Below are 25557 nucleotides of genomic sequence, written 5' to 3'. Positions count from 1 at the left end.
AATAATAAAATTAACTTAGCTAGGGAGATAGGTGAATGCCCTTGATGCGCTATTTTAGCATGCTGATGCTAGCATTCTTACTGACCGCGTGCGGTGGCGGCGGCAGTATCCAAAAAGATACAGATAATGGTAATGGTGATGATGGTAGCGATGGTACTTATGCCATTACGCTTGCTGGAGCGGATACTAGTGGTAATTCAACGAATACACTTTCATCTTCATCTCCTCTAGTAATCACTGCCACGTTAACAAAAGATGGTAGCCCTCTGGCAAATAGTCGAGTCGTTTTTGAGAGCGACGAATTTGCAACCATGGAACCCAGCTCAGGGTCTGTGCTTACAAATACTGAGGGTAAGGCGTCAATTACTTTAAAAGTAACGGCTACTGTAGGTGCTGGACGTATTACGGCGACTTACACTCAGGGTGATAATACTGCGACGAGATCTTTTGATTTTACCTCTCAAGGTGGTGGTGATGACGGTAATGTAACCGCGTCAGCAAAACTTGAGGTCATGTTATTAAGTAAATGCCCTCCAGGTTGGGATGATAGCCGAGATCAGGCAATGATAGATCCGATCGCTGCTGGGTGTACTCGCGTCAATCAAGTATCATCAAACGAGACGGCTGATGTATTCATCAAAATGACATCTAGCCAAACTGGTGATGCCATTGCCAACGCGTTAATTAGCGCTGAGACTACTTTAGGGGCTATTTTACCATCGACAGGCACCGCGTTAACGGATTCTTTTGGTATTGCAATCCTAAAGTTTCAGCCTGGTAACCAAGGTGGCGCAGGTACTATTACCGTAAACTCTCCAGATTATGTCGATGTCACTCAGACTATCAATTTTAATGTTGGTGTTGCTCAGTTGAATGTTACGATTGACAACGGTTTGGTTGATGGTAATGGTGTCCAACAAAAGCTTTCCGCAGGTGGGAGTACGGTTATTACTGTGACGCTAAAGGATCAGAATGGGGCATTAATCAATAGCGCTGTTGAAGTTGCATTTAGCTCAGCTTGTTCCGCAGCAACCCCTGCGCTTGCAGAATTAGATGAAACGGTAAATACCTCAAATGGTATCGCCCGTTCTACATACCGTGCTAAAGGTTGCCAAGGCGAAGATAGAATTTCTGTTACTATCCAAAACGGCAGCTCTCCAATAAATCAAGAAACGATTATTGAAGTGGATAGCGCGCTTGCACAAGCGGTACAGTTTTTACCTGAGGAAGATGGGTTTAATCAGTTTATTGCTTTACCCCCTGGTGAAGGCGGCTTACCAACCCAATCTGTTGTGAGCTTTAAACTGGTAGATGAAGATAACCTTGCAATTCCACGAGCGCGAGTCGACTTTAGATTGTCAGATGAGCAAGGTCTTGCATCGCTGACGCAAATTACCGGAAACACCAATGCAAATGGTATTGTAAGAACAACGGTTAAGTCTGGTATTGTGCCAGGTCCGCTCGTTGTCAGTGCGTGTTATATCCCAGAAGAATCTTACGTGAATTTACCTGAAGGTGATGCGATTACCTGTTGGACGGATATCGCCAAAGCATGTAATGATGCAGATGCATCAAACGACGATGCCCGCTGTCCCGCAGGTGTTATGCATACTATCCCATTAAGTGAGCAGATATTTGGTGTATCGTCAGGATTAATTTTAAGCTCAGGTGTCACCGATCAGGATACCTTTGACGCTTCCCCTGTTACATTCAATACCAACTCGCTTAATTATAATGGGGTAACAACAAATATTACCTTGTTCTTTGGTGATCAATTCAATCAGTTTAATGCTGATGGCGTTGCTGCAACTGTGATTGCTGAAGCCGGTGCTATTGGTAGTACTGAGTCTGAGGACACTTACGATTGTAGAACGAATAATGCTGCTTGTACTGTGGTGTGGCGTAGCCAAGGAGATAGACCTTTCTATGAATATCGTTGGGGTAACCGCATTGGTGATATAGACGGTAATGTGAATACCTTTGAAGCGGTAGCACCTAGACTAGCAGCTACATTATCAAATACTCAAAAGCAAAGCTCAGCTAATTGGAACTGTGACCCATATTTTGGTAATGCTGCACCATGTATTAATGGCATGCTAAGACAAAAAGACGCTTCGTCGAACGATGGCGCTACAACTGCACTTAGACGAATTGTTATGGGTGGGCGTGTAAGTGTGTTGGCTTTTGTTAAAGGCCAAGAAAACTTCAGAGATGAGCAATCAAGCGGTGGAGTAGAGCGCCGTAATGGTCGGTTCGACATTGGCGAATATCGCCAAGAGTTTGACCTTACAGAAGCATTCCTAGATACCAATGAAAACGGTCGTTTTGACAAAGAGAATTGTGATTCTGCCGCAAACACTGGACCTTGTTCTCCAACGGGAACTGTAAATGGCGGTCATGACGACTGGTGGGTGGATAGCAATAATAATGGTCGCTTTGATTTTGATATCGATGGCAACAATATTTATGAAGGGGACGGCAAATATAATGGTTTGCTTTGTTCAGAAGCCGCCGAAGCCGCAGGAGAATGTACTAAAGAGCTAGTTAATGTATACAGACAATTTGAATTGATAATGTCTGGAGATAATGCTTTTGTGCGGTTTACAGTGCCGGCTTCGCTTGCTGGTTCTAATGCGTGTCCAAGTGGAAATGGCCTAGTGCTTGAACCATCTGGCGTAGACGGTGTGTGCGATCTCGCCAGTGTAGATTTCACGGCGGCAGGCAGCCCGTCAGCTATTCCTATTACAATTTATTTCACTGATGAGTTTGGTAATCCGCTTCCTGCAGGTACAGAAGTCGAGATTTCAACAAATAACGGTGAGTTGACCAGTGGAAGTGTGTCTGGCACCTTAGGGAACTACACAAGTGATAAGCCAAACTTCTTCAACGTTACTTTGGCGAGGGAAGCTGAGCCAAACAACAAACTTTCTGGCGTATTAGGGATCAAATTTACTTTCCCAGCTTTGGGAGATGATGATGACGAACGAAAGACACAATCAATCGGAATAAGCGTTACAGACGCTGGATAATTCAACAAATGCCAACTTTCGGGTTGGCATTTTTGTTTCTATTCCTTTATATTCCCGTGCCTTAACCTTATATATATGAATGCGTCCCTAAATTGGCTGAATATTGTACATAAATTGGATAATAATTCGGTGATCAGGGAAAAGTTAGTATTTTTAGCTTGTAACAATAGGTGTTTGTAGATATACCTATAAATAATTTAACGCCCAAGTAAGGGCAAACATCAGACAGAATCGGTCAAAAATAGGCAGCTATGGGCAAATCGCTAGTAATTGTAGAGTCTCCCGCGAAGGCAAAAACAATCAATAAATACCTCGGCAAGGATTACATTGTTAAATCCAGTGTAGGTCATGTTCGAGATCTTCCTACCTCAGGGGCAGGTAAAACGAAAGGCTTGGCAACTAAGTCGCCAGCTGAAGTACGTAAAATGTCACCTGAAGAAAAAGCGCAATATAAAAAGCAAAAAGATTATGCAAATTTAGTTGCGAGGATGGGGATTGATCCTGAGAAGGGTTGGGAACCGCATTACGAAATTTTGCCGGGTAAAGAAAAAGTAGTTCAAGAACTACAGAAACTTGCTGAGGATGCTGACCATATCTATCTCGCAACCGATTTGGATAGAGAAGGGGAAGCCATTGCTTGGCACCTTGAGCAGATTATCGGTGGCGATGAGAGCAAATATAAGCGTGTAGTCTTTAACGAGATCACCAAAAACGCGATAACCCAAGCGTTTGAAGCGCCTGGTGACCTTAACACCGACATGGTATATGCGCAGCAGGCAAGACGATTCCTTGACCGTGTTGTTGGCTTTATGGTGTCCCCGCTGCTTTGGCAAAAAGTAGCAAGAGGGTTATCGGCAGGTCGCGTACAATCTGTTGCTGTGAGATTACTTGTTGAGCGAGAGCGTGAGATTAAAGCGTTTATTCCAGAAGAGTTTTGGGATATTCACGCCGATGTTAAAGCAACAAAAGATGATATTCGCCTAGCGGTTACTAAGTTTAAAGGCGAAGCATTTAAGCCAGTAAATAAAGCGCAGGCTGATACTGCCGTACAAGTGCTTGAAAACAGTGCTTACGAAGTGGTCAAGGTTGAAGAAAAGCCAAGCAAGAGTAAGCCAAGTGCGCCATTTATTACCTCGACAATGCAGCAAGCGGCAAGTACTCGTTTAGGCTATGGCGTAAAGAAAACCATGATGTTAGCGCAGCGTCTATACGAAGCGGGTTACATCACCTATATGCGTACGGACTCGACGAACTTATCAAATGACGCGTTAGAAATGTGTCGTGGCTATATCGATAGTGAATTTGGCAGTAAGTATCTTCCAGAAGCACCACTGCGTTATTCCGCAAAAGGCAACGCACAAGAAGCGCACGAAGCAATTCGTCCTTCTGATGTGACGATCTTATCAGGTCGTTTAGACGGCATAGAGGCAGATGCTAAGAAGCTCTATGAGCTTATTTGGCGTCAGTTTGTGGCGTGTCAGATGATGCCCGCAGAGTATGACCTAACGACGCTGACCGTCGCCGCGGAAGATTACACGTTAAAAGCGAAAGGTCGCGTGCTACGTTTTGATGGTTGGACACGTGTACAGCCGGCTGTTCGTAAGAAAAATGAAGAGGAGCAGGCGCTTCCAAGTGTTTCAGTTGGCGACAAGCTTGATCTTATTGCGATTGATCCTAAGCAGCACTTTACTAAACCACCAGCACGTTTCAGCGAAGCAAGCTTAGTTAAGGAATTAGAAAAGCGTGGTATTGGTCGTCCATCTACCTATGCTGCTATCATTTCGACGATTCAGGACCGTGGTTATGTTCGAGTTGAAAACCGCCGTTTTTACGCTGAAAAAATGGGCGAGATCGTAACTGACAGACTCGTTGAGAATTTCAACGATTTAATGGACTTTGACTTTACCGCAAAAATGGAAGGTCGCCTTGATGATATCGCAGAGGGCGAACGTTTATGGACGCAGGTACTTGATAAGTTTTACGCCGACTTTTCTAACCAGCTAGAAATTGCAGCTGGCGATGAAAGTGAAGGCGGTATGCGACAAAATGTGATGGTCGAAACAGACATAGATTGTCCCACATGTTCACGCAAAATGGGTATTCGTACTGCTTCTACTGGAGTATTCCTTGGCTGTACAGGCTATAACTTGCCGCCAAAAGAACGTTGTACCACCACAATTAATTTGGTGTCTGGTGATGAAGCGGTTGCCGCGGATGCGGATGAAGAGGCGGAAGCTGAATCACTTCGTCATATGAAACGTTGTCCAATTTGCGAAACGGCAATGGACTCATACCTTATTGATGAAACGAAAAAGCTCCATGTATGTGGTAATAACCCCGCGTGCAAGGGCTATGTTATTGAGACAGGTGCATTTAAGATCAAAGGATACGATGGACCACTGATTGAGTGTGACAAGTGTGGTTCGGATATGCAGCTTAAATCTGGCCGTTTTGGTAAGTATTTTGGTTGTACAAATGAAGACTGTAAAAATACACGTAAGCTATTGAAAAACGGTGAAGCTGCACCACCGAAAGAAGATCCAGTTCCGCTACCGGAACTAGAATGCGAAAAATCGGACGCGCATTTTGTGCTTCGAGATGGCGCTTCAGGTATTTTCTTAGCGGCGCACACATTCCCTAAGTCACGTGAAACGCGTGCTCCTAAAGTATCGGAGCTAAAACGCTTTAGAGATAGAATTTCACCTAAATTCTATTATTTGGCTGATGCGCCTGAGCAAGACTCGGATGGTAATCCTGCGATTGTTCGCTACTCTAGAAAAACCAAGACACAATATGTGATGACAGAAGTGGATGGTAAAGCGACGGGTTGGAAAGCGACGTATAGCAATGGTAAATGGGTAGAAGAAGAGAAAACTACCAAGAAAAAGAAAGCTTAACAGCTAGCTAAACATCGATAAGCGTCTTCGGATGCAATGGATATTTTGTCCAAAATGTTATTAAAAACAAAAGGCCGCTCAACGTATTGAGCGGCCTTTTCATCATGAATGCCATCACTTAATTAAGCGAACTGGTATTATTTAATGTTTACGTCTTTGACTTTTTGATAGCCAGTTGCTTCTAGCTCGTCGTTAACGCAATTCAAAACATATTTTTTCATCTCAGATGCTTGTACATCATCATCTTTTGCCCAATCAAGGCACATTTGAGTTAACTCTTGAACCAAATCTGCAGGCGCTACTGGTAACTCTTCATCGGCTTGTACTTGTACACAAGCAAAAAGAGATAGAGCGATTAATGATGAAACTAAGGTTTTCATTCGTGTTACCTATTAGTTGAAAGAACAAGCATGTTTTAAAGCAAAATTTAAAATAAGGAAAACGAATTAATTTTCTCTTTAAGAGCAGAAAATTGATTCAAATTTACATTAATAAATGGTGAGAAATATAAGCGTTGATGCTACATTTATAGGTTCAGTCAAACTTACTAAAGATGGTGAAAATCAAAAACATGGAGCAAGAAACAAAGTCCGAGAATGAGCAATTTAATCGTTATGAACATCTCTTAGAAAGAACCTTATTTAAAGGACGATGGCTGTTAGCGCCGTTCTTTGTTGGCCTACTACTCGCGATTGTGTTGCTGTTACTTAAGTTCTTTAAACAGCTTTATGTGATGACCATCAGTGCGCTTACAGCGACAAATCAAGAGTTACTCATTGGTATCTTAACATTGGTTGATACGGCTTTACTGGCCGGGTTGTTGATCATCATTATTTTTAGTGGCTACGAGAATTTTGTTTCTAAGCTTAATGTCGAACCACAAGAAGACAAACCGACTTGGATGGGGAAAGTTGGCTTCTCAGGGCTTAAAATCAAGCTGATCAGCGCCATCGTGGCGATATCTGCCGTAGAGTTGCTCAAGGTCTTTATTCATTCTCAAGATTTAACCAGTGAACAGCTTGCTTGGAAAGTAGGCATACACATTACTTTCGTGATCTCTGGGGTGTTGTTTTCGGTCACCGATTTTATTAATAGTCGAACCCACTCCCATTAAATATAGCTGTTTTAAAAGAGTGATAATCGACTTATGCTCACTATCACTCCTTTATTCTTACCAGCACGGTCTCTGATGGTTCAAGCGCTAGCGTCACGGCTCTACTAACGACATCTCGGATCCGAGCACTTCTTAATCAAACTGCTTATTACTATAAAAAAGCAGTGAAGTAGCTATCACAACGTAACCTAATAATAGATATAGGGTGGCTGCTGATTGTTCGTGATTTAACAGGTAAGATTTAAACGCACTATGCAAAATAACTACGAACATGCATGAAAGCGACAACGCAAGGGCGCTTTTAATCATGCTTCCTAGCGCTACGCAAAGAACAAACCCCGCTACAGAGCCTGTAAATATCACTAAGTAGAAAGCCACAGTCTCGAATGTGGAAAAGAAGCTACAAGCTAGCAATACTAAAAGTTGAAACAAGGCTAAGCAAAACCCAAGTTTAACCGCAGAGGCGTGGTAAGCCTGCTTTATCGCTTTAAGGCTTGAATAGATGGGGAGTAGGTATAGTTGATCCCATGTCATTTTCGTTTGTAGTTTGGACCAACAGACAAAAATAGCGACCATCAGAACAAGCATATCGGTAAAGCCGATAACAAAATGGAGTGTGACACCAAAAAAACCACTTGCCACAATCGCTAATAGCCCAGAGACAAGCAATATCTGACAGGTTTGTATCAACAGATTACCCGCAAAATAGCTCATTGGCATAAAAAATTGTCTAAACCCCTGAGTGAGGAAGTCTGGTGCGAAGGTATTGCTTGGGAGCCACCCTGTTTGAATATTATTTATGTAGGTTTGATATGCCAAATGATGCCATTGGCAGTGATGGGTCCGTGTCACTAACAGGTATGTTCCCATTACCATAAGGGGAACGGCAAGCAGTGCTAAAATTTGTGGGGTATCGCCAAAAAACATAGCGAGCACGAGTGCGAGCATAAAAACGTAACTATTATGTCTGAAATACACACTATTTCGAATACATAGTAAAAAGAAGCTACCGCCAAAACTCGTTGCAAATAACATGGCATAGGCAACTTCAGGTGCGGGGCGGTTGAGAAGTGCAAGGGCATTGAGTAGGTAGCCAATGATCAGAATTACCGTACCTTGCAAGTATATGTGCTGTTTAATTGCAGGGAACAGTAATGCGCTTTCCTGTGCTTGCAACTTCACTAACTGCCAACAAAAAGCCATCCATAAAGCGCTGATTGAAAAGACCAAACTAAATGTTTGTATATTTTGATCTTCTATCAAGGTTAACAACGGTGAAGCGATAGACGCTAAGGCCCCTGGAATGAAAAAATTTGCTGAGCCGCACTCTCGCAGCCAAAACCCGGAAAATCCTGTCCACCAATTGCGCTGAGTTAATGTACTCATGCGTGTAGCTCCACAAAGAGCTGCTCAAGGTTGTTATGGCTTTGCTGTAGGTCTGCTGACCAGTTTGCACTGTCGTGAGTTTGATAAATGCTAAAACGTTCAGATTGATGAAGTAAGCGTCCTGATGGCAGATTACTTGTAAGATGATGTGGAACAAGCCTAATTTGTTCCTTTAGTGTATCTAATTCGCCAGTAACCAAAACCTTACCATCTTTAATAATAGCAATGTGGCTCGCAACACGCTCAACGTCAGATGTAATATGCGAGGAGAAAAGTACACCAGAGCCGGACTCAAGTGCTAACTCGAATAAGTCCGACATAAATTCTCGGCGTGCAATGGGGTCGAGACTTGACACTGGCTCGTCAAGGATCAGTAACTTAGGTCGGTACGACATCGCCATTATCAACGCTAAGCTTTGTTGTTGGCCAACTGAAAGGTTACTTACCAGCTTGTTTTCGTCTAACTCGAAGCGAGAAAGCCATTCTTGCTCAAGTGTAATATCCCAATTTGGATAAAAGCTGCGGTGCAGTACGAGGGCCTCTTTGACTTTAAAACCTTGATAGCCACAGGGCTGTTGTGGCACATAGCCAATTTGGCTTTTGCACGTAGGGCTCAGCTCGAGGTTGCTACTATTGAGGCAGCTAACCTCACCACTATTTTGTTCGATTAACCCAAGTGCAATTCGCAGTAGTGTCGTTTTACCGGCCCCGTTTCGTCCTAGTAAACCCATAACCATGCCAGGTTCAATAATAAGATTTATGTCTTCAAGAACCGGCTTGTCGGCAAATTGTTTATGGATTTTAGTGAATTGTAGTAGTGGGCTTGTCATTATTCTTGTCCCCAATTTTTATCAATCAATGATATCAATTCAGTCTTATTGATCCCAAGCTGTTTCGCATCACTAATTAAAATATCTAGGTTTTTATGGAGTAGATTATCGGTCTGTTGTGTAGTTTGCTGCTGTGCAACGCGTGTCGGCTGGCCGCGTCTTCGTTCAAGCCAACCTTGATCGACAAGTTGCCCGATAGCCCGAGAGACGGTCATCGGATTTACCGAGAAGTGCTCAGCTAGCTTTCTTACAGAAGGTAGCTCTTCTCCGGCTTGCGCTTTACCAGACACAATTAAACGCACTATCTGATCAAATAGCTGCTTATAAATCGGCTCTGCGCTGTTGGGGTTGACATGAATAAGATCTAGCATTACTCTAATTCTACTGTATTAATACAATAATACACTGATACACTCACTTAAAGTTAGCATACTGACCGTGAGTCAACAAGGAAATAACTATGAAAAAGCCATTTAAGTTTAAGAAAAGCTTAGTAAAGCTAGCGCTGCTTCCTCTCGTTTTAGGAACTGTGCTGCCATTACAAGCGGCAACATCAACCGCAGAATTATCCGCTTGTTATGCAAAAGGTCTCAGTGACAGAGCGCAATGCGGAAAAATCTCGCAACCATTAAGTGAAACCAAAACAGAACAAAAAATTGATATTCATTTTATGGTTATTCCTGCAATAAAGCCGCTTTACCCACAAGAAGCGATTATTGCGTTTGCAGGGGGACCTGGACAATCGGCCACTGAAATTGCAGCAAACTTTGAAAGAATTCTTAAATACGCAAGAGAAAATAGAGACATTATACTTGTTGATCAACGGGGAACTGGAAAATCAAATCTATTGCAATGCGATATGGATGATCTTGAGCAACAGTTTGCGCTAAATGATACCTTGTTGGGTCTCGATTTTTACAAAGAAGATGCCCTTAAGTGTAAAGAAAAACTAGACGCAGATCTTTCCGATTATACGACGGTTGCAGCTGCAAAAGATTTTGATGCGGTAAGAGTCGCGCTTGGTTATAGCAAGTTACACCTATATGGTGGCTCATATGGAACACGCATCGCACTTGAGTATATGAGACAGTTCCCTGATAGTGTTGCATCGGCCGTGTTAGATGGTCTTGCACCCAATAACCAAAGTTTAATGGCGATTGGTGGCGCGATAGAAGGCTCATTGAATGCCCTTTTTGCACAATGTGAGGCCGATAAAAAATGTGCAAATAGTTATCCGAATCTAAAGCAGCAATGGCAAAGCTTGCTTAATCAAGTAGAGCAAACGCCGATAGAAGTTTCTGTACTTCATCCAAGAACCAGCAAACCGCTTGCGATGACGATGACCAAAATGAAGCTATTTAGCGCGATTAGGATGGCGCTTTACTCTCATTCCTTCCGTGCATTGGTGCCGCTTGCGATTAGTGAAGCGACTAACGGTAACCTTGCTCCACTAGCTGGCATGATGGCACCAAGTGAAGACGGTCTGGGATTGGCCATGGGGATGCATCAGGCGATTGTATGTGGGGAAGATTGGCCACGATTAACGGCTGCGGACAAAGCCAAATATAGTGAAAACTATATGGGTAAGATGATGATCACAGGACTGGATGCGACATGCCCAATTTGGAATGTGAGCCCGGTGCCAAGTAGTTACTATGAACCCGTTGCGTCCGACATTCCAACCTTACTGCTTTCTGGCGGATTAGATCCAGCAACGCCTGCTAAGTGGGCAGAAGTTGCGATGGAAAAGCTAAGCAATGCCACACACTTAGTTGCACCAACGGCTACGCATATTGTCGCAGGGCAAAGCTGTGCTAATAAGCTTATTGCTAAGTTTTACGATGAAAAGACAGTGGGAGACTTTGATACTAGCTGTCTTGAAGAAGATACACGTAAACAATTCTTTATGAACATCAATGGCCCAGCAACCGCTGATAAGGAGTAACTCATGATCCAAGTAGATAACTTATATAAAAAGATTGGTGAAGTGAACGCGCTAGACGGGCTGTCATTTACCGCTCGTGATGGTCAAATTACGGGACTATTGGGACCCAATGGGGCTGGTAAAACGACTTGTTTACGGACCGTATTTGGCCTGCTCCAAGCTGATCAAGGTATGGCGTCTATCGATAGTATTGATGTTGCCAAAGAGCCAACCCGAGCAAAACAACAATTAGGATTGTTCCCAGACCCGTGTGGGCTTTACGAGCGCATGACACCGCGTGAATATACCCAGTTTTACGCTGAACTAAGTGGCATGGACGCAAAATCGGCCGCTGCCGCGACGCAAGAAGTATTGGAAAAACTACAAATGTTGGATATCGCGGATAGACGCTGTAAAGGCTTTTCACAAGGCCAAAGAATGAAAACGGCGTTGGCGCAGGCAATCGTGCATAAACCGACAAACATTGTACTTGATGAGCCAACACGTGGTTTAGATGTAATGAGTACCAGAGTGTTACGGGATTTGTTGTTGATGCTTAAGGCGCAAGGTCACTGTGTCTTATTTTCTAGCCACGTGATGCAAGAAGTTGCAGCACTTTGTGATCATGTGGTGGTCATGGCGAAAGGCAAAGTGGTCGCGGAAGGTTCTCCAGAGGCCCTATGTGAACAAACAGGTAAAGCGTCGCTTGAGGAAGCTTTCATTACCCTGATAGGTACAGATGAAGGAATTGCAGCATGATGAAATTAATCTCAGTTTTATTTAAAAAAGAAGTGTTAGACGCAAGTCGCGACAAACGTTCGGTGATGGCTGGCCTTTACTATTGCATCGGTGCACCTATTCTAATGTGTGTATTATTTACCGTCATGTTTAAGCAAATGGCTTCGCCTGATGCACTCAAAATCACCATTAATAATGCGGAGAATGCGCCCAACTTAGTACAATTTTTAGCGAGTAGAGAAATTGAACATGGTGAAGGCGAAGAGGCTAAAGCTATTACCTTGGAGATCAGCGAAGATTACCAAGAAAATATGATGCAAGGTAAGAGCGCGACGGTATTTATCATCGCTGATAAATCGGAGCAAAAGTTACGTTCATCAATTAACCGACTAGAGCGTAACCTCATGTTATACAACAGCGAAGTTGCTTCATTGCGTTTAGTAGCGCGTGGTATCGATCCGACAATTGCACGTGCGATAGATGTCCAAACTCATGACCAAGCGACACCGGCCTCGAAAGGGGGCTTCGTATTAGGTATTGCAACGTTATCTATTATTATTTCACTATTTTATGCGGCGATGGGTATGGCAATTGACAGTAGTGCAGGGGAGCGTGAACGCAACTCTTTACAGCTATTACTTAGCCACCCGATCAGTACTATGCATATTGTATTAGCTAAAGTGGGGGCAATTGCAGGTTTCTCTATCATTGCCTTAGTGTTAACCACCATAGTATCTAAGTTCGCCTATAATATGGTGCCTTGGGAAATGATGGGCTTTACGGTGATTATTGGTCCTAAATTCATTATTTCGGCAATTATAATTGGCCTGCCTATTGCGCTAATGTCAGCCAGTTTATTGATATTTATCTCTTTCTTAGCTAAATCATTTAAAGAAGCGCAATCTTATGTAGCGATGGCGCTGTTCATTCCGGTAATGATGAGTATGGCAACGACCTATGATATTGCTACCGACATTATGCAGTGGATGCCGATCGCAGCGCAGCAAAACGCAATGATTGAAATCATCAAAGGCAATGCGATACCGGTACCACAACTATTATTGTCGAGCGCGGTAACGCTAGGGTTGTTTGCTATTTTCACCTACCTGAGTAGTCGTATGCTAAAAAGTGAAAAGGTAGTGTTCGGCCTTTAATTTATTAGTTCCCAACAATGGCGCCCAGAGCGGCGCCATTTTTGTATTTTACCTCATCTTAATTTCACGTATAATCGGCGCCCCATAATTGATGTAGTAATGTACTAGCGTGATAACGCCCACAGTACACAGTTGAGTAAGTATGAATACGGCACCTAACACCATGACAGAGCAAGATAATCGCAAAGAAGTTTTAGAGTTTAATAAGCTGCAAAAGCGTCTGCGCCGTAATGTCGGCAACGCCATCAAAGATTATAATATGATCGAAGAAGGCGATGTGGTGATGGCTTGTATCAGCGGTGGTAAGGATTCATTCGCCATGCTGGATATTTTACTTAGCCTAAAAAAGGCGGCACCAATTCACTTTGATGTGGTGGCGGTCAATCTGGATCAAAAGCAGCCTGGGTTCCCAGAGCATATTTTGCCTGAGTACTTCGAAACGTTAGACATTCCTTATTACATCATTGATAAAGATACTTACTCAGTCGTAAAAGAGAAAGTACCAGAGGGCAAAACGACTTGTGGCCTTTGTTCACGCTTGCGTCGTGGTACTTTGTACTCATTTGCGGAAAAGATTGGCGCAACTAAAATCGCACTGGGTCATCACTTAGATGATATCGTTGAAACGCTGTTTTTAAACATGTTCTACGGCGCAAGAATGAAAGCGATGCCACCCAAGCTACGCTCTGATGATGGTCGTAATGTGGTGATCCGCCCGCTCACTTATGCGCGTGAAAAAGATCTCATTCAATACGCAGAGCATAAAGATTTTCCTATTATTCCGTGCAACCTATGTGGCTCGCAAGAAAATCTGCAACGTCAAAACATTAAATCTATGTTGGTAGAGTGGGATAAGAAAACACCTGGTCGAGTAGAGAATATTTTCAAATCAATTCAAAATGTTAGTCCAAGCCAACTGGCTGACACTGAACTCTTTGACTTCGAAAGTCTGCCTCTTGATAGAGACGGTGAGCGAGAAGCTTATGATTTTAATGAAGCTGTGGTTTCCTCGACAAACATTGATGAATCATTGTTTATTGATGTAACCAATATTTAATTCTCAGCAATGATTTTTCCAGACTAGGTCTGATAGGCCTAGTCTAAAACTCAATAATTGGTATTTTATTACTTAACTACTTTTGCTCTCCAACATCTTTCACTTTAAATTACCTGTTAACACTACGCACCTAACTTATACATGCCGTCGGGAAAATGATCTCATGAGATATTTTTGCTCTCGACTTTGCAAAAAACGCAATTAAATGTAGGTTGGTTATTTTAAATGTAATTAATAATTGTTATCATTTGTCTGCGCTTTAATAATAACCAAGTTGTGGCTCTAAATGAAAACAATATCAAAACTATCCCTTATCGCTTTAGCGATTATGTATCCCTCTTTGCATGCATCAGCTCAGCAGCAAGTATCAGAAGATAAGCTTAAAGACCAAGACATAGAAAAAATAACCGTCGTTAGCCGAACATTAAATTTATATCGCAATGGTGAGTCTTCAACGGGAAAGCTTGCGGTTGACCCACTTAACTCGACCCAGATGGTAACTTCTCTCAATGCAAATCTGATCCGTGATTTAGCGGCAAGAGATGCCAAAGATCTCTATCGTAATATCGCGGGGGTCAGCCAATTTAGCTACGCGGGGGTGACTGCACGTGGCTTTCGTCAAGAAGAAATCTATTTTGATGGTCTAAGAGGCGATCCATATGTTGGGTTTAATGTCCCACAGCTATTTAATGTCGAGCGTGTCGACTTTTTGAAAGGTCCCGCCGGTATGCTGTATGGACCCGGGGCACCTGGTGGATTATTCAACTATATAACTAAAAAGCCGCAATCTGAGTTTAGTGCCAATACTCGTATTATTGCGGGCACAGATAGCCGTTACGGAGCTTCTGGCGAAGTGACTGGTGAAGTAGCAGAAGCACAAAGCATTCGTCTCGGAGCCTTTTACGAACAACAAGATACCTACCGTGATAATAGTGCCAGCGAAGTGGCAATTTTGGATGCAGGTTACGCTTATGATTTTGATGATGCTCGCTTGATTTTGCAATACACGCACTACAAACAGGACTTGGACGCGAATCGCTTACGCGGTGTCCCCGCTGGCGATGACGGTGAGTTTCTAACTACACCATCGTGGAATCATAATGAGCCTACAGACTTTTTAAATCTAACCTCAGATGTATTGCAAGCGAGTGTTGTTGGGGATTTGAGCCCATCGCTAAGTTACAACGTTGCGCTTCGCTATATAGATAATGAGCAAGAGCAAAATTATCATGAACCAAGAGCACTCATCGATAGCAATAAAGATGGTCAAATCGATTTGGTCGCACGTGAGTTCCGAGATCAACTAAGAGCCCAGTCTCAACTCTCTCTTGCAGCTAACTTTGTTTATGAAACACAGATGTTTGGTGCTGAGCAGCGTACCGCGTTTGGACTAGATATATATTCTGGTGAAGAAGATGCGTTGTTGGGTCGAGCGTCAGCATCTAATGACTTTGTCACTCGTTATCTAAATGGTACGTCGTTAGACTCGGACATTTTGCCTTTGTCTCTCTACAATCCTAATTATGGAGAAACGCAGCCAAATCAATACAATGTGAAGTTTGCGCCAGAAAGTACAACGAAACAACAGCGTAATGGCACCTATGTACTCAACGAACTCGCTTGGGAGAAAGTAACGTTTGTAGCTGGCATACGTTATGACCAGTTTGAAGACGATGCCAATGGCAGTAAGTTTGATGATACCAATGTTAGCTTCAGAATTGGTGGTATCTACAAGCTAACTGATGATATCTCATTGTATTCACAGTGGGCTGACTCTTACGAACCTCAAGGCGTATCCAGTCAGGACGAAAAAGCGGGTGGTCCATTTGAACCAACAACGGGTGATATCATTGAAGTTGGGCTTAACGCAGAGTTATTTGACGGAAGTACATTGCTAAAAGTGGCTGGTTATCAGATAACAAGGCAAAACTTGCTACAAAATACAGGTACAGATCCTGAGCAAGATGGTGTTGATAATTTAGCGCCAATCGGAGAAATCACGAGTAAAGGCCTAGAAATCGAGTTGATCACCGACGTGACCCCTGACTGGGTAGTAAGCCTGGCCTATGCCTATAATGATGCGACTATCACCGCTGACAATGGCGCAGGTGGGATCCGCAATAGTGTTGGCGATAAATTTGCCAATGCCCCTGAAAATCAGTTTGGGGTGTGGACTCGATATCAGATCCCTGAGTGGAATTTGGCTTTCGCAGTTGGCGGTAACTATGTGGATGAGCAGCTTAGTTTATCTGGCCAAACACTAAATTCCTATTTCGTCGCTGACACCTCAATTATTTGGGAATTAGATAACTACAGTGTGCTATTCAGAGTTGAAAACGTATTCGATAAAGAATATGCAGAGTCGGGCTTTTTAGACCGCACAGGGCACTTTCCGGGCGATCCAAGAAATGCTTTCCTTGAGTTTACCTACAACTGGTAATGCTTAAGTTAATCTGAGGCTCGGTGAATTATCCGAGCTTGTGGAAACGAAAGTCTACCTTTATGAGGATCAAGATGGCTGACAAAGCTAAACAAAGAAAGCGGCTACGCAAGCTATATGATTTACATGCCTGGGTAGGCTTTCAATTAGCGGCCGTTATGTTTGTGATCCTCGCAACGGGCACAATCGCAACTGTTTCAAATGAATTAGATTGGCTTGTTTTTGACCAAATGCGTGCGAGCCAAAAGCCCAAAGAGGTAAAAGAGCAAACGGCTGCATCTTGGAGAAACATGTATGCGTCGATAGCTGAGCGCTATCCAGAAGGTCGTATTACTACTTTAGGTACAATGGGGAGCGACTACTTTACCTATCGAGCACGGGTGGTTTTCGAGGCTAAAAGTGATAGGTATGTGCACGTCGATCAATGGACTTATGAAGTAACGGGCGATATACCATTACTCACAATTCAACGATTTTTTAGAGATTTGCATCGCTACCTATTTATGCCGGCAATGCCCGGGCTGCCAATCGTCACCGCTTTTGCTTTCATTTTAATGATCTCTCTCTACACTGGGCTGAAAACAACACGCAATTGGAAAGTCGCGCTGTGGCGAGTGAGAGTGGCGCAAGGTACAAGAGTATTTTTGAGTGACTTGCATAAGGCCTTTGGCTTATGGGGACTGTGGTTTAGTACACTTATTATTATCACAGGTATTTGGTATCTGTTTGAGTTTTCTGCACGGGTAGTCGGTTTTAGTTTGGAGCCTCCAGCTCCAAAAGTTGAGCATGTTACAGCGGTAAAAGACGTCAACATGCTCTCTGCAAAGAGGTTTGAAAGCGCTTTTGAGAAAGCGCAGCTTGCCATTCCCAATTGGACGATAACAACCGTACAGCTGCCAAGAGCAGATACTGCGGTGCTGCGTTTTCAAGGAATGAGTACAAACCCTTTACTTCGGGATAGAGCGCACAAAGTTTATATGGATCCAACAACGCTAGAGGTTTTAGCAATACAGCAACCTGAAAATATGGCGTGGAGCAATTATCTTAACGAATATGCAGATCCGTTACACTTTGGTTATTTTGCAGGGATCACCTCTAAGCTCATATGGTTTGTGTTTGGCCTTGCGTTAACCGGGCTGTCGTTTACCGGCGTGATGATGACATACAAGCGCACTAAGTCTAAAAGTATAACGAGCGCACAGTTGGCAACATTGCCGATATTTTGTTTATCAGCATTTTACTTTTATTTTTGGCTCGCCAGATATATATAAAGGGGATGTGCGGCTGTGGATTTGCCGCACATTAAATTAACTTGAGCGCTGAGTTAGTCTTCTAATGGGGATTTATAGCCATCTGGCTTTAGTGCTAAGACATCACAGTCTAAGCTATCAATCACATGCTCAGCAGTATTGCCAACAAGCGCTGCACTCAGTCCAGTGCGACCGACAGTGCCAATGACCACTAACTCAGCGTCTTTTTCTTTAGCAACGTAGGGAATAACGTCCTCTGGTAGACCTTCTTTGATGATGCAATCACTTTTATCTATTGAATAAGTTTGTGCGAGTGCGAACGTTTCGTCTTCATGATGTTTTTTCACGGCTTCATTGTATTGCGATGGGTTAAACTCGGGAATTTCAATGGCAATATTGACTGGCGTTGCTGGGTAGGTATTTACAAGGCTCAATTTGGCATTGGCCAATTCACATAAAAACTGAGCATCTGTAATGATACGTTTATTGAGTTGTTGATGTTGTTCGTTATCGCTGACAGAGTTCACTGCTGCAATAATGTTGCCTTGATCTGGCCAAGCGTGATCCTTAACAAGCAATAGAGGCGCAGGGCATTTGCGAATTAAATGCCAGTCGGTTGGGGTGAAGATCACTGACTTCAGGGTATCGTGCTGATGCGTGGATTTAATGACCAAATCATAATCATGCGCGAGCACGGTTTTGATAATCGCTTCGTAGGGGCGGTTGTGCCACAGCACTTTAGTTTGGATACTCACATCAGAAAAACCCTTAACCATATCGGCAAGCCATGCTTCTCTGTCTTTAATTACTGCTTCACGCATTGCCTCACGCTCGTCTTTAGACAGCATCGTGGTCATTTCATAGGAGAAGTCATAAATAGACATAAATGCAGTGATGGCTGCACCGGTACGCTTGGCAAGATTAATAGAGCGTTCTAAGCTATTTTGGCGCTCTTTAGTTGGATCAATTACGGTGAGTATACTTTTGATTTTATCCACGACTATCTCCTTAAAACGGCATACAAATAAGATCAGAAGCTTTTTCACCTCTGACCTTATTGAGTGTAACCGATCCTACCTAAGGATAAAGTCTTAACGATAAATAGTTTGTTCTAAATCAAGATGCAATCGCGGCTGTTTCAGCAAGGGCTGCAGCGTCAATAATGGTAATAAACTTGCCTTCAACCTTGATAATCCCTGCTTTTTGAAAACGGCTGAGTAAACGGCTAATGGTTTCTACAGTTAAACCCAGATAATTACCAATTTCACCGCGCGTCATCGTGAAGCGGAACTCTTTACGAGAAAAACCACGCTCGCCAAAGCGATTTGAAAGGTTATAGATAAAAGTTGCCAAGCGTTCTTCAGCTGTCTTTTTATTCAATAATAACAGCATCTCTTGGTCGTAATTGATTTCACTGCTCATTAACCGCATGATCTGTTGACGTAACTTAGGTAGCTTACCGGCTAATTCATCTAGGGTATCAAAAGGAATTTCGCACACCATAGAAGTTTCTAAAGCTTGTGCGAAGCTTTGATGTTGCATTTTATTGATGGCATCAAAACCCACAAGATCGCCCGCAAGGTGAAACCCAGTGATCTGCTCGTCACCTTGTTCAGACAATGTGTAGCTTTTAAATGAACCAGAACGAACAGCAAAGATGGCATTTAATGGTGTACCTGACTCGAAGAGAAAGTCCCCTTTATGAAGCGGCTTTTTACGTTCAATGATCTCATCTAGCTTGTCCATTTCGCTGCCATTGAGCGAAAACGGGAGGCAAAGTTGACTGATACTGCAATTATTGCAGCTGATTGTGCATTGGCTCTTTGAGCGGTTTTGATTACTTAAGTCCATAAAATTTCCATAAGTCTATGACGCACGTGAAGGCAACCTAGTATCAAAGCATAACGGTTTTGGTACTACAGATCGCCACAAACTCATATGACACGCAAAAGAAAATCTGGTTATCGATTGGAGCTCCTAATCTCAAAGCGCTAACCAATAATCTTAAATGATGAGTTTGCTTAGATAAGGATAGGTTAATGTACTAACTTATCAGTTGCAATAATAATTAAATAAACACCATACCAAATCAATAAATTACCCATAATAATACGTGTAACTAAATGATTTATAAACTTTTGTAGCAGCTGAGCCGATTGTCCTATTGCAATCAGTGCAGGCATTGTGCCGACACCAAAGGCGAGCATAATGAGTGCGCCTTCAGTTGCTGATTTCGCTTGTAATGTCCATGTTAAAGCAGAATAAACTAGGCCACAGGGTAGCCATCCCCATAAGGCTCCATAGCAAAACGCTTTGGCTTTTGTATTGACAGGAACTAAGTAGCGATTGAGCTTAACAATATGTTGCCAAATTAAGCTTTTAGCAAACGACTCTAGCCATTTTAAGGTGCTGGCTAAGCGCATTACGTAGATAGCGACAAGCACCATAAAAATACCACTCATCAATTGTAATATAATGGCGAGTGATGTGTTTTGCTTGGCGAGACTTGCTCCAAGCAGGGCGACAAGACTGCCAGCAAGCGCATAGCTGGAGATACGTCCGATGTTATACAATAGGGTAACAACCACAGCAGAAAGCTGCTTGCTCGCCAGTTGCAGCGAGCTGGCAATACCGCCACACATCACCAAGCAGTGACCACTTCCCGCAAGCCCCATCACAAATGCACTTAGCAAGCTTATCTCATTCATGCTAGTTGTCGTTATTACTCTTGTCATTTGATGGTTTTACGGACTTATCACCCGTTTGCACTTTATCATCATCGAATAAGATGCTGTGGCCCTGTTTATTCAAATCTGAAAATTGTTCGCTTTTTACTGCCCAAAAGAAAATACCAATAGCAATAATGACGAATAAAATGGCGATAGGTATTAATACGTAGATGATACTCATAGCTTTAATAACCTTAATGAATTACCGATCACGATGATCGAGCTGGCTGACATGCCAATGACTGCGATCCAAGGTGGAATTAGTCCAAGCGCAGCGAGTGGCAGAATTGAGCCGTTATACAGAAGTGATATTGTTAAGTTTTGCTTTACTATTCTGCGCGTTTGTTTAGCTACTTGCTGAAGGGCTAGAATGGCATTCAAATCGCTATTTAACAACACCACATCAGCGGTATTTTTTGAGATATCAGCGCCGGTATCCATCGCAACAGACAAGTGAGCGCTATTAAACACAGGGCTGTCATTAATGCCATCACCAACCATAGCGACAATTTCGCCTTGTTTGGACCAAGCTTCAACAGCTTGTTGCTTAATCTCTGGTGTGCAAGCACTTTGGTAGCTATCTAATGCTAACTGCTGCGATAACTCTTTGCCCGCATTTGAGCTATCCCCGGTTAGCATGTGGCATGTAAGGCCAGCTTGTTGTAACTGTTCAACAACTGTTTCAGCATTGCTTTTTACTTTGTCATTGAAGTAAAAGTCAGCGACTGCGTTGTTGTCAATGAACAAGGTTGCTTGAGCAAATGACGCGTGGTTATCAAACCAATGGCTTTTCCCAAGGGCAATGGTGACTCCTTGCCAGTGACCACGGATACCTGAACCTGCCACAACTTCAACGTCTTGGACTAGGTTTTCGGTTGGGGTGATATGCGCAAATGCGCGAGCGATAGGGTGCTCAGAAAAGCGCTCTAACGCTGCGGCGAAATCCAAGACTTGTTGCTCGTTATATTCCGTTTGCAGCAATTCGATATGTTTGATTGAGAAACGGCCCTCGGTCAGTGTGCCCGTTTTGTCAAAGGCAACACGCGTTAATTTGGTCGCCGTTTCTAAAACATGGGACTCTTTAATCAAGATCCCTTTCTTTGTGAGAGACGCGACAGCACAGGTAAGCGCAGTTGGAATAGCAAGGCTTAATGCACATGGACAGGTCGCCACAAGCACCGAGATAGTGACCCAAAAAGCCTTATCTGGTGAAATTGGGTACCAGCCAATGGCGGTGATTGAGGCAAAAACTAATAGACAGGCAACAAACCACTGAGCGACTTTATCTGTGATTTCCACCAACTTAGGGCGTTTGGTGAGCGCATTATGTTGCAGTCGAATAATCTGGTTGAGCAGGGTGTTTTGCCCAATTTTATTGATCTCTAGCGTAATTACACCGTCGTGATTCACCGTTCCTGCATACACTTGATGGCCTTGATATTTTTTAACTGGCAAATGTTCACCTGTCATCATCGACTCATCAACGGTAGTATGGCCTTTGATCACTAAGCCATCCGCAGGGATAGTTTCTCCAGCCTTAACTAATATAAGATCGTTCAGTTTTAGTTTTTTGGCGGCAATATGTTGCTCATTGTTATTCTCATCAACCTTTCTGGCGGTCAATGGCAGCAATTTCTGTAGATTTGCAGTAAACTCACTGGCTTTGAGTCTGGCCCTAAACTCAAGATATTTACCTAATAACAGCAAGAAGGTAAACATACAGATGGATTCAAAATAGACTTCGCCGACTTCCATAAAAGTAGCGTAAGTGCTGGCGCCGTAGGCTCCGAATATGGCAAGTGAAACAGGGAGATCCATATTCAGTTGTTTAGCTTTCAGACCTTTAACCGCATTCGTTAAAAATGGCATCGCTGAATATAGAATAACAGGGGAGGCAAGCACGAGACTTATCCAACGAAAGTACTGTTCAAAGTCTTCTTCCATGCCAGAAAACATGCCAAAGTACATGGCAAATGCAAACATCATCACTTGCATAGTCATGAGGCCAGCAACACCTAAACGACGGATATACGCTTTCGCTACGGCTTGCTTCTGTGCGGCTTCTTCATCGGCTTGAAACGGGTAGGCCTTATAGCCGATTTCCATCAAGGATTTGATGATATCGCTTAGCTTAACGTGTTTATCTTGCCATACAATCATGGCGCGATGGGTGGAGGTATTAACATCAACACGAACGATACCGCCAAGCGCCAGCAGTTGCTTTTCGATAAGCCAAGCACAAGCTGCACAGCTTATCCCTTCAACACTGAGCAGTACCTCTTTGTGCTCACCGCTAATTTCGACGAAATCTTCTTGGATTTCATTGTTATCATAGCTGAGTAGCATTTTGAGTTGCTCAGGTACAAGCTCTTCAACTTTACCTGCACTTTCGGTGCGGTAAGTGTAGTAGTCACTCATACCTTGAGAAATAATGGTTTCGGCAACGGCTTGGCAGCCAATACAGCAAACCGGTTGTGCGCTACCCTCAAAGGTAACCGAGCCTACAAACCCTTTAGGAATAGGCTCCAAACAATGAAAACACGAATTTGCCATGGCAGCTTACTTATACTGTGGAGTGACCGCGATAATACCATCATGTGGCAGTTGGATTTTTTCCTTCATTTTCCAACTGTTGTCCATAGGCTCTATAAATACCGTGAACACACCGCTATGTGGTTCATCAAATAAGCCAGTAAACTCGCCGCTGGCATTTTTAGTCAGTGTGACTGCAAAATCGTATTTCTCAATAGTGCGGTGGTAAAACGAGAGCTTTAATGCATGAACTTTAGAAGCGTCGCCCTTAGTAAATTTAAAGGTGACTTTTTGCTCTGCTACTTGCAGATCACCATGTAAATAGAGCGCTTTTGCTTTATCAAACTTACTCAGTTCAAGGTTGATTGCTTTACCTTTTTTGTAATAGTCATCAACGACCATATCAGGACCATTACCGACTGCAAACGTGATGAGAAAAACACAGGCAACAACAGTAACAAGTGGGAAAAAAATTAAAAACCAAGGCCAAAAATTCTTATACCAAGGGGTAGGGTTCATAGTTGCTCACATGGCTATAAAACTTGCTCGTATTCTACCGTAAGTTGCGGTAAATACCTAAAAAAAAGCCTCCAAATGGAGGCTTTTTTGATCTCAAATAATGTTCTAAAAGCTAAGCTTATTGGTCTTGTGACAAGCTATAAACATACGCTGTTAGAAGGTGTACTTTATCTTCACCTAAGATATCTTTCCATGCTGGCATTACACCCGCACGACCGTGGCGAAGCGTGTCTTCAACTGCACGTTGAGAACCACCATATAGCCAGATATTGTCGGTTAAGTTTGGTGCACCGAATGGTAGGTTGTGTGCAACAGAACCTTTACCATCCATACCGTGACAAGCTGCACACATTGCAAACTTAGCTTTACCTGCGTCAGCATCTTTTTGGTTAACAGTACGTCCAGAAAGACTTAGCACATAAGCAGTCATTTCTTTTATGCCTTGATCACCAAGCGCGTCTTGCCAAGGTGGCATCGCGGCAACACGACCGTTAAGCAGTGTTTCTTTGATCTTGTCAGGCGTGCCGCCATATAACCAGTCTTTGTCAGTTAGGTTAGGGAAGCCTGCACCACCACGAGCATCTGAGCCGTGACACTGAGCGCAGTTTTGCGAGAATAAACGCTGACCGATTTCAAGTGCTTCTTCATTCTTTGCAAGCGCAAGTACGTCTTGTTTTGCAAATTCTTGGAAGATAGGACCAAAACGGTCTTGTGCCGCTTCAACTTCTTTATCAAGTTGTACCCACTGGCCACTTTCATGTGCTTCAGCAACTGCTTTCTTAGACTCTGCCAAGGTAGTAATACCCTGGTTAGAGCTGGTCCAGTTCAAGAAACCAGCAAAATTACCAAGACCTGGGTAAGCAGCTAGGTAATATACTGACCAAACAAAAGTTGCGAAGAACATGTAAGTCCACCACTTAGGTAGTGGGTTGTTTAGTTCCTCAATTCCATCGAACTCGTGACCACAGCTTTCGCCTTCTTTGACACCCACATAGTTTTTCAGGTTCCAAATCAGCAGGCCGAAAATCAGAGCTAGACATGCTAGGGTTAGTACGATAACCCAAATACTCCAAAAGCTAGTCATTTTTCAGACTCCTTTTCCTCATTAGAGATAGTGTTGTTGTGTTTTTTCTCGTCTTCAAAAATGGCATTAGCAGCGTCGTCGAAACGGCGCTTAGACCGCTTGCTATATGCCCACACAACAATCACTAAAAACAGTACCAAAATTACCAGAGTTAAAATGCCTCTGTATGTGCCGTAATCCATAACAATTACTTCAAGTGTGTGCCAAGTTGCTGTAAGTAAGCGATAAGTGCTTGCATTTCTGTTGCACCTTCGCCACCGTTCATCGCGTGGATTTCATCCACCTGTGCTTGCAGTTCAGCATCATCACCGTAGCCTTTGCCATTGTAGCGGTCTGACGACTTGTCAATACCAAATGCATCACGGAACACTTGTAATTTTTTCAGAGTATACGTGGTATCTACTTTAGTGCTATCAAGCCAAGGGTAGCCAGGCATGTTTGACTCAGGTACCACCGAGCGAGGATCCATTAAGTGCGCATAGTGCCAGTCGTCAGAATAACGCTGACCAACACGTGCCAAATCTGGACCTGTACGCTTAGAACCCCACTGAAATGGGTGGTCCCATACAGACTCACCTGCTACAGAGTAGTGACCGTAGCGCTCAACCTCATCACGGAATGGACGAACCATTTGTGAGTGACAGTTGTAACAACCTTCACGGACATAGATGTCGCGGCCTTCCATTTCAAGCGCAGTTAGTGGGCGCAAGCCCTCTACTGGCTGAGTGGTATCTTTTTGGAACATTAGTGGAGTAATTTCAACTAGTGCACCGAAGCTAATCGCGAATACCGTTAGGATAGCCATCAGGCCAACGTTCTTTTCAACGATTTCGTGTTTGTTTGTTGAGTTATTGTTGCTCATACTCAATACCCC

At 43.3% G+C, this 25557-nt stretch carries 22 protein-coding genes; 9 read left to right on the top strand and 13 right to left on the bottom strand.

The window, feature by feature from the left end:
* Positions 1–44: 44 nt before the first annotated feature.
* Positions 45–3029: a hypothetical protein gene (locus tag JJQ94_RS16170; protein WP_236596493.1), complete on the top strand. Its 2985-nt coding sequence runs from the start codon at positions 45–47 to the stop codon at positions 3027–3029.
* A gap of 251 nt (positions 3030–3280) precedes the next feature.
* Complete coding sequence (gene topA / locus JJQ94_RS16165; protein ID WP_099028762.1) at positions 3281–5926, top strand: type I DNA topoisomerase; 2646 nt, start codon at positions 3281–3283, stop codon at positions 5924–5926.
* Positions 5927–6063: 137 nt separating this feature from the next.
* Here the strand turns inward: topA and JJQ94_RS16160 are convergent, their stop codons facing one another.
* Positions 6064–6306, bottom strand: a complete 243-nt coding sequence (locus JJQ94_RS16160) for a hypothetical protein (protein WP_010373953.1) — start codon at positions 6304–6306, stop codon at positions 6064–6066.
* Between the two features lie 191 nt (positions 6307–6497).
* Between JJQ94_RS16160 and JJQ94_RS16155 the strand changes: the two genes are divergently transcribed.
* Positions 6498–7040 carry a TIGR00645 family protein gene (locus tag JJQ94_RS16155; RefSeq protein WP_010373955.1) on the top strand — a complete coding sequence of 181 codons (543 nt, stop codon included), beginning with the start codon at positions 6498–6500 and terminating at the stop codon, positions 7038–7040.
* A 132-nt stretch (positions 7041–7172) separates the two neighbouring features.
* Here the strand turns inward: JJQ94_RS16155 and JJQ94_RS16150 are convergent, their stop codons facing one another.
* From JJQ94_RS16150 to JJQ94_RS16140, 3 genes are read right to left on the bottom strand one after another with little or no spacing between them, the layout of a single operon-like run.
* A complete protein-coding gene (locus JJQ94_RS16150; protein ID WP_099028761.1) occupies positions 7173–8426 on the bottom strand; it encodes a hypothetical protein in 1254 nt (417 codons plus the stop codon).
* Positions 8423–9256: an ABC transporter ATP-binding protein gene (locus tag JJQ94_RS16145; protein WP_099028760.1), complete on the bottom strand. Its 834-nt coding sequence runs from the start codon at positions 9254–9256 to the stop codon at positions 8423–8425. Before JJQ94_RS16145 ends, JJQ94_RS16150 begins: the two co-directional genes overlap by 4 nt.
* Entirely contained in the window at positions 9256–9627 is a 372-nt protein-coding gene (locus JJQ94_RS16140; RefSeq protein ID WP_099028759.1) for a GntR family transcriptional regulator, read from the bottom strand. Before JJQ94_RS16140 ends, JJQ94_RS16145 begins: the two co-directional genes overlap by 1 nt.
* Before the next feature lie 89 nt (positions 9628–9716).
* On the opposite strand from JJQ94_RS16140, the gene JJQ94_RS16135 reads away from it, so the two are divergent.
* The 6 genes from JJQ94_RS16135 to JJQ94_RS16110 all read left to right on the top strand — a co-directional run bounded on the left by JJQ94_RS16135 (position 9717) and on the right by JJQ94_RS16110 (position 17840).
* The gene (locus tag JJQ94_RS16135) at positions 9717–11201 is read left to right on the top strand and encodes an alpha/beta hydrolase (RefSeq protein ID WP_099028758.1); all 1485 of its coding nucleotides are present in this window, start codon (positions 9717–9719) and stop codon (positions 11199–11201) included.
* 3 nt (positions 11202–11204) lie between these two features.
* Positions 11205–11939, top strand: a complete 735-nt coding sequence (locus tag JJQ94_RS16130; RefSeq protein ID WP_099028757.1) for an ABC transporter ATP-binding protein — start codon at positions 11205–11207, stop codon at positions 11937–11939.
* On the top strand, positions 11936–13072 hold the full coding sequence (locus tag JJQ94_RS16125) for an ABC transporter permease (protein ID WP_099028756.1): 1137 nt from the start codon (positions 11936–11938) through the stop codon (positions 13070–13072). The genes JJQ94_RS16130 and JJQ94_RS16125 overlap by 4 nt, the downstream gene beginning before the upstream one ends.
* Positions 13073–13235: 163 nt before the next feature.
* Positions 13236–14129: a tRNA 2-thiocytidine(32) synthetase TtcA gene (gene ttcA / locus JJQ94_RS16120; RefSeq protein WP_010373971.1), complete on the top strand. Its 894-nt coding sequence runs from the start codon at positions 13236–13238 to the stop codon at positions 14127–14129.
* A 286-nt stretch (positions 14130–14415) separates the two neighbouring features.
* The gene (locus JJQ94_RS16115) at positions 14416–16569 is read left to right on the top strand and encodes a TonB-dependent siderophore receptor (protein ID WP_099028755.1); all 2154 of its coding nucleotides are present in this window, start codon (positions 14416–14418) and stop codon (positions 16567–16569) included.
* A gap of 74 nt (positions 16570–16643) precedes the next feature.
* Positions 16644–17840: a PepSY-associated TM helix domain-containing protein gene (locus JJQ94_RS16110; RefSeq protein ID WP_099028754.1), complete on the top strand. Its 1197-nt coding sequence runs from the start codon at positions 16644–16646 to the stop codon at positions 17838–17840.
* 53 nt (positions 17841–17893) lie between these two features.
* Here JJQ94_RS16110 and uspE read toward each other — a convergent pair whose 3' ends face one another.
* The 9 genes from uspE to ccoO form a co-directional block, all read right to left on the bottom strand.
* Complete coding sequence (gene uspE, locus JJQ94_RS16105) at positions 17894–18817, bottom strand: universal stress protein UspE (RefSeq protein ID WP_099028753.1); 924 nt, start codon at positions 18815–18817, stop codon at positions 17894–17896.
* Between the two features lie 118 nt (positions 18818–18935).
* On the bottom strand, positions 18936–19670 hold the full coding sequence (locus JJQ94_RS16100; protein WP_099028752.1) for an FNR family transcription factor: 735 nt from the start codon (positions 19668–19670) through the stop codon (positions 18936–18938).
* Positions 19671–19855: 185 nt separating this feature from the next.
* On the bottom strand, positions 19856–20527 hold the full coding sequence (locus JJQ94_RS16095) for a sulfite exporter TauE/SafE family protein (protein WP_099028751.1): 672 nt from the start codon (positions 20525–20527) through the stop codon (positions 19856–19858).
* A 1-nt stretch (position 20528) separates the two neighbouring features.
* Positions 20529–20729 (bottom strand): cbb3-type cytochrome oxidase assembly protein CcoS, encoded by a 201-nt coding sequence (ccoS, locus tag JJQ94_RS16090; RefSeq protein ID WP_099028750.1) that lies wholly within the window; start codon positions 20727–20729, stop codon positions 20529–20531.
* Entirely contained in the window at positions 20726–23101 is a 2376-nt protein-coding gene (locus tag JJQ94_RS16085) for a heavy metal translocating P-type ATPase (RefSeq protein WP_099028749.1), read from the bottom strand. Before JJQ94_RS16085 ends, ccoS begins: the two co-directional genes overlap by 4 nt.
* Positions 23102–23107: 6 nt before the next feature.
* Complete coding sequence (locus JJQ94_RS16080; RefSeq protein ID WP_010605013.1) at positions 23108–23599, bottom strand: FixH family protein; 492 nt, start codon at positions 23597–23599, stop codon at positions 23108–23110.
* 118 nt (positions 23600–23717) lie between these two features.
* A complete protein-coding gene (gene ccoP / locus JJQ94_RS16075; RefSeq protein WP_099028748.1) occupies positions 23718–24683 on the bottom strand; it encodes a cytochrome-c oxidase, cbb3-type subunit III in 966 nt (321 codons plus the stop codon).
* Complete coding sequence (locus tag JJQ94_RS16070) at positions 24680–24865, bottom strand: cbb3-type cytochrome oxidase subunit 3 (protein ID WP_099028747.1); 186 nt, start codon at positions 24863–24865, stop codon at positions 24680–24682. Before JJQ94_RS16070 ends, ccoP begins: the two co-directional genes overlap by 4 nt.
* A gap of 5 nt (positions 24866–24870) precedes the next feature.
* Positions 24871–25545, bottom strand: coding sequence for a cytochrome-c oxidase, cbb3-type subunit II (gene ccoO, locus JJQ94_RS16065; protein ID WP_099028746.1), 675 nt, complete (start codon positions 25543–25545; stop codon positions 24871–24873).
* Between the last annotated feature and the right edge of the window lie 12 nt (positions 25546–25557).

Origin of the sequence: Pseudoalteromonas sp. GCY (assembly GCF_016695175.1) — a bacterium.
GTDB lineage: Bacteria > Pseudomonadota > Gammaproteobacteria > Enterobacterales > Alteromonadaceae > Pseudoalteromonas.
This window is presented reverse-complemented; position numbering and strand designations above follow the sequence as displayed.

Coding starts and splice junctions, on each gene's coding strand:
- JJQ94_RS16170 (WP_236596493.1), top strand. CDS start 45: ATGCGCTATTTTAGCATGCTGATGCTAGCATTCTTACTGACCGCGTGC.
- topA (WP_099028762.1), top strand. CDS start 3,281: ATGGGCAAATCGCTAGTAATTGTAGAGTCTCCCGCGAAGGCAAAAACA.
- JJQ94_RS16160 (WP_010373953.1), bottom strand. CDS start 6,306: ATGAAAACCTTAGTTTCATCATTAATCGCTCTATCTCTTTTTGCTTGT.
- JJQ94_RS16155 (WP_010373955.1), top strand. CDS start 6,498: ATGGAGCAAGAAACAAAGTCCGAGAATGAGCAATTTAATCGTTATGAA.
- JJQ94_RS16150 (WP_099028761.1), bottom strand. CDS start 8,426: ATGAGTACATTAACTCAGCGCAATTGGTGGACAGGATTTTCCGGGTTT.
- JJQ94_RS16145 (WP_099028760.1), bottom strand. CDS start 9,256: ATGACAAGCCCACTACTACAATTCACTAAAATCCATAAACAATTTGCC.
- JJQ94_RS16140 (WP_099028759.1), bottom strand. CDS start 9,627: ATGCTAGATCTTATTCATGTCAACCCCAACAGCGCAGAGCCGATTTAT.
- JJQ94_RS16135 (WP_099028758.1), top strand. CDS start 9,717: ATGAAAAAGCCATTTAAGTTTAAGAAAAGCTTAGTAAAGCTAGCGCTG.
- JJQ94_RS16130 (WP_099028757.1), top strand. CDS start 11,205: ATGATCCAAGTAGATAACTTATATAAAAAGATTGGTGAAGTGAACGCG.
- JJQ94_RS16125 (WP_099028756.1), top strand. CDS start 11,936: ATGATGAAATTAATCTCAGTTTTATTTAAAAAAGAAGTGTTAGACGCA.
- ttcA (WP_010373971.1), top strand. CDS start 13,236: ATGACAGAGCAAGATAATCGCAAAGAAGTTTTAGAGTTTAATAAGCTG.
- JJQ94_RS16115 (WP_099028755.1), top strand. CDS start 14,416: ATGAAAACAATATCAAAACTATCCCTTATCGCTTTAGCGATTATGTAT.
- JJQ94_RS16110 (WP_099028754.1), top strand. CDS start 16,644: ATGGCTGACAAAGCTAAACAAAGAAAGCGGCTACGCAAGCTATATGAT.
- JJQ94_RS16100 (WP_099028752.1), bottom strand. CDS start 19,670: ATGGACTTAAGTAATCAAAACCGCTCAAAGAGCCAATGCACAATCAGC.
- JJQ94_RS16095 (WP_099028751.1), bottom strand. CDS start 20,527: ATGAATGAGATAAGCTTGCTAAGTGCATTTGTGATGGGGCTTGCGGGA.
- ccoS (WP_099028750.1), bottom strand. CDS start 20,729: ATGAGTATCATCTACGTATTAATACCTATCGCCATTTTATTCGTCATT.
- JJQ94_RS16085 (WP_099028749.1), bottom strand. CDS start 23,101: ATGGCAAATTCGTGTTTTCATTGTTTGGAGCCTATTCCTAAAGGGTTT.
- JJQ94_RS16080 (WP_010605013.1), bottom strand. CDS start 23,599: ATGAACCCTACCCCTTGGTATAAGAATTTTTGGCCTTGGTTTTTAATT.
- ccoP (WP_099028748.1), bottom strand. CDS start 24,683: ATGACTAGCTTTTGGAGTATTTGGGTTATCGTACTAACCCTAGCATGT.
- JJQ94_RS16070 (WP_099028747.1), bottom strand. CDS start 24,865: ATGGATTACGGCACATACAGAGGCATTTTAACTCTGGTAATTTTGGTA.
- ccoO (WP_099028746.1), bottom strand. CDS start 25,545: ATGAGCAACAATAACTCAACAAACAAACACGAAATCGTTGAAAAGAAC.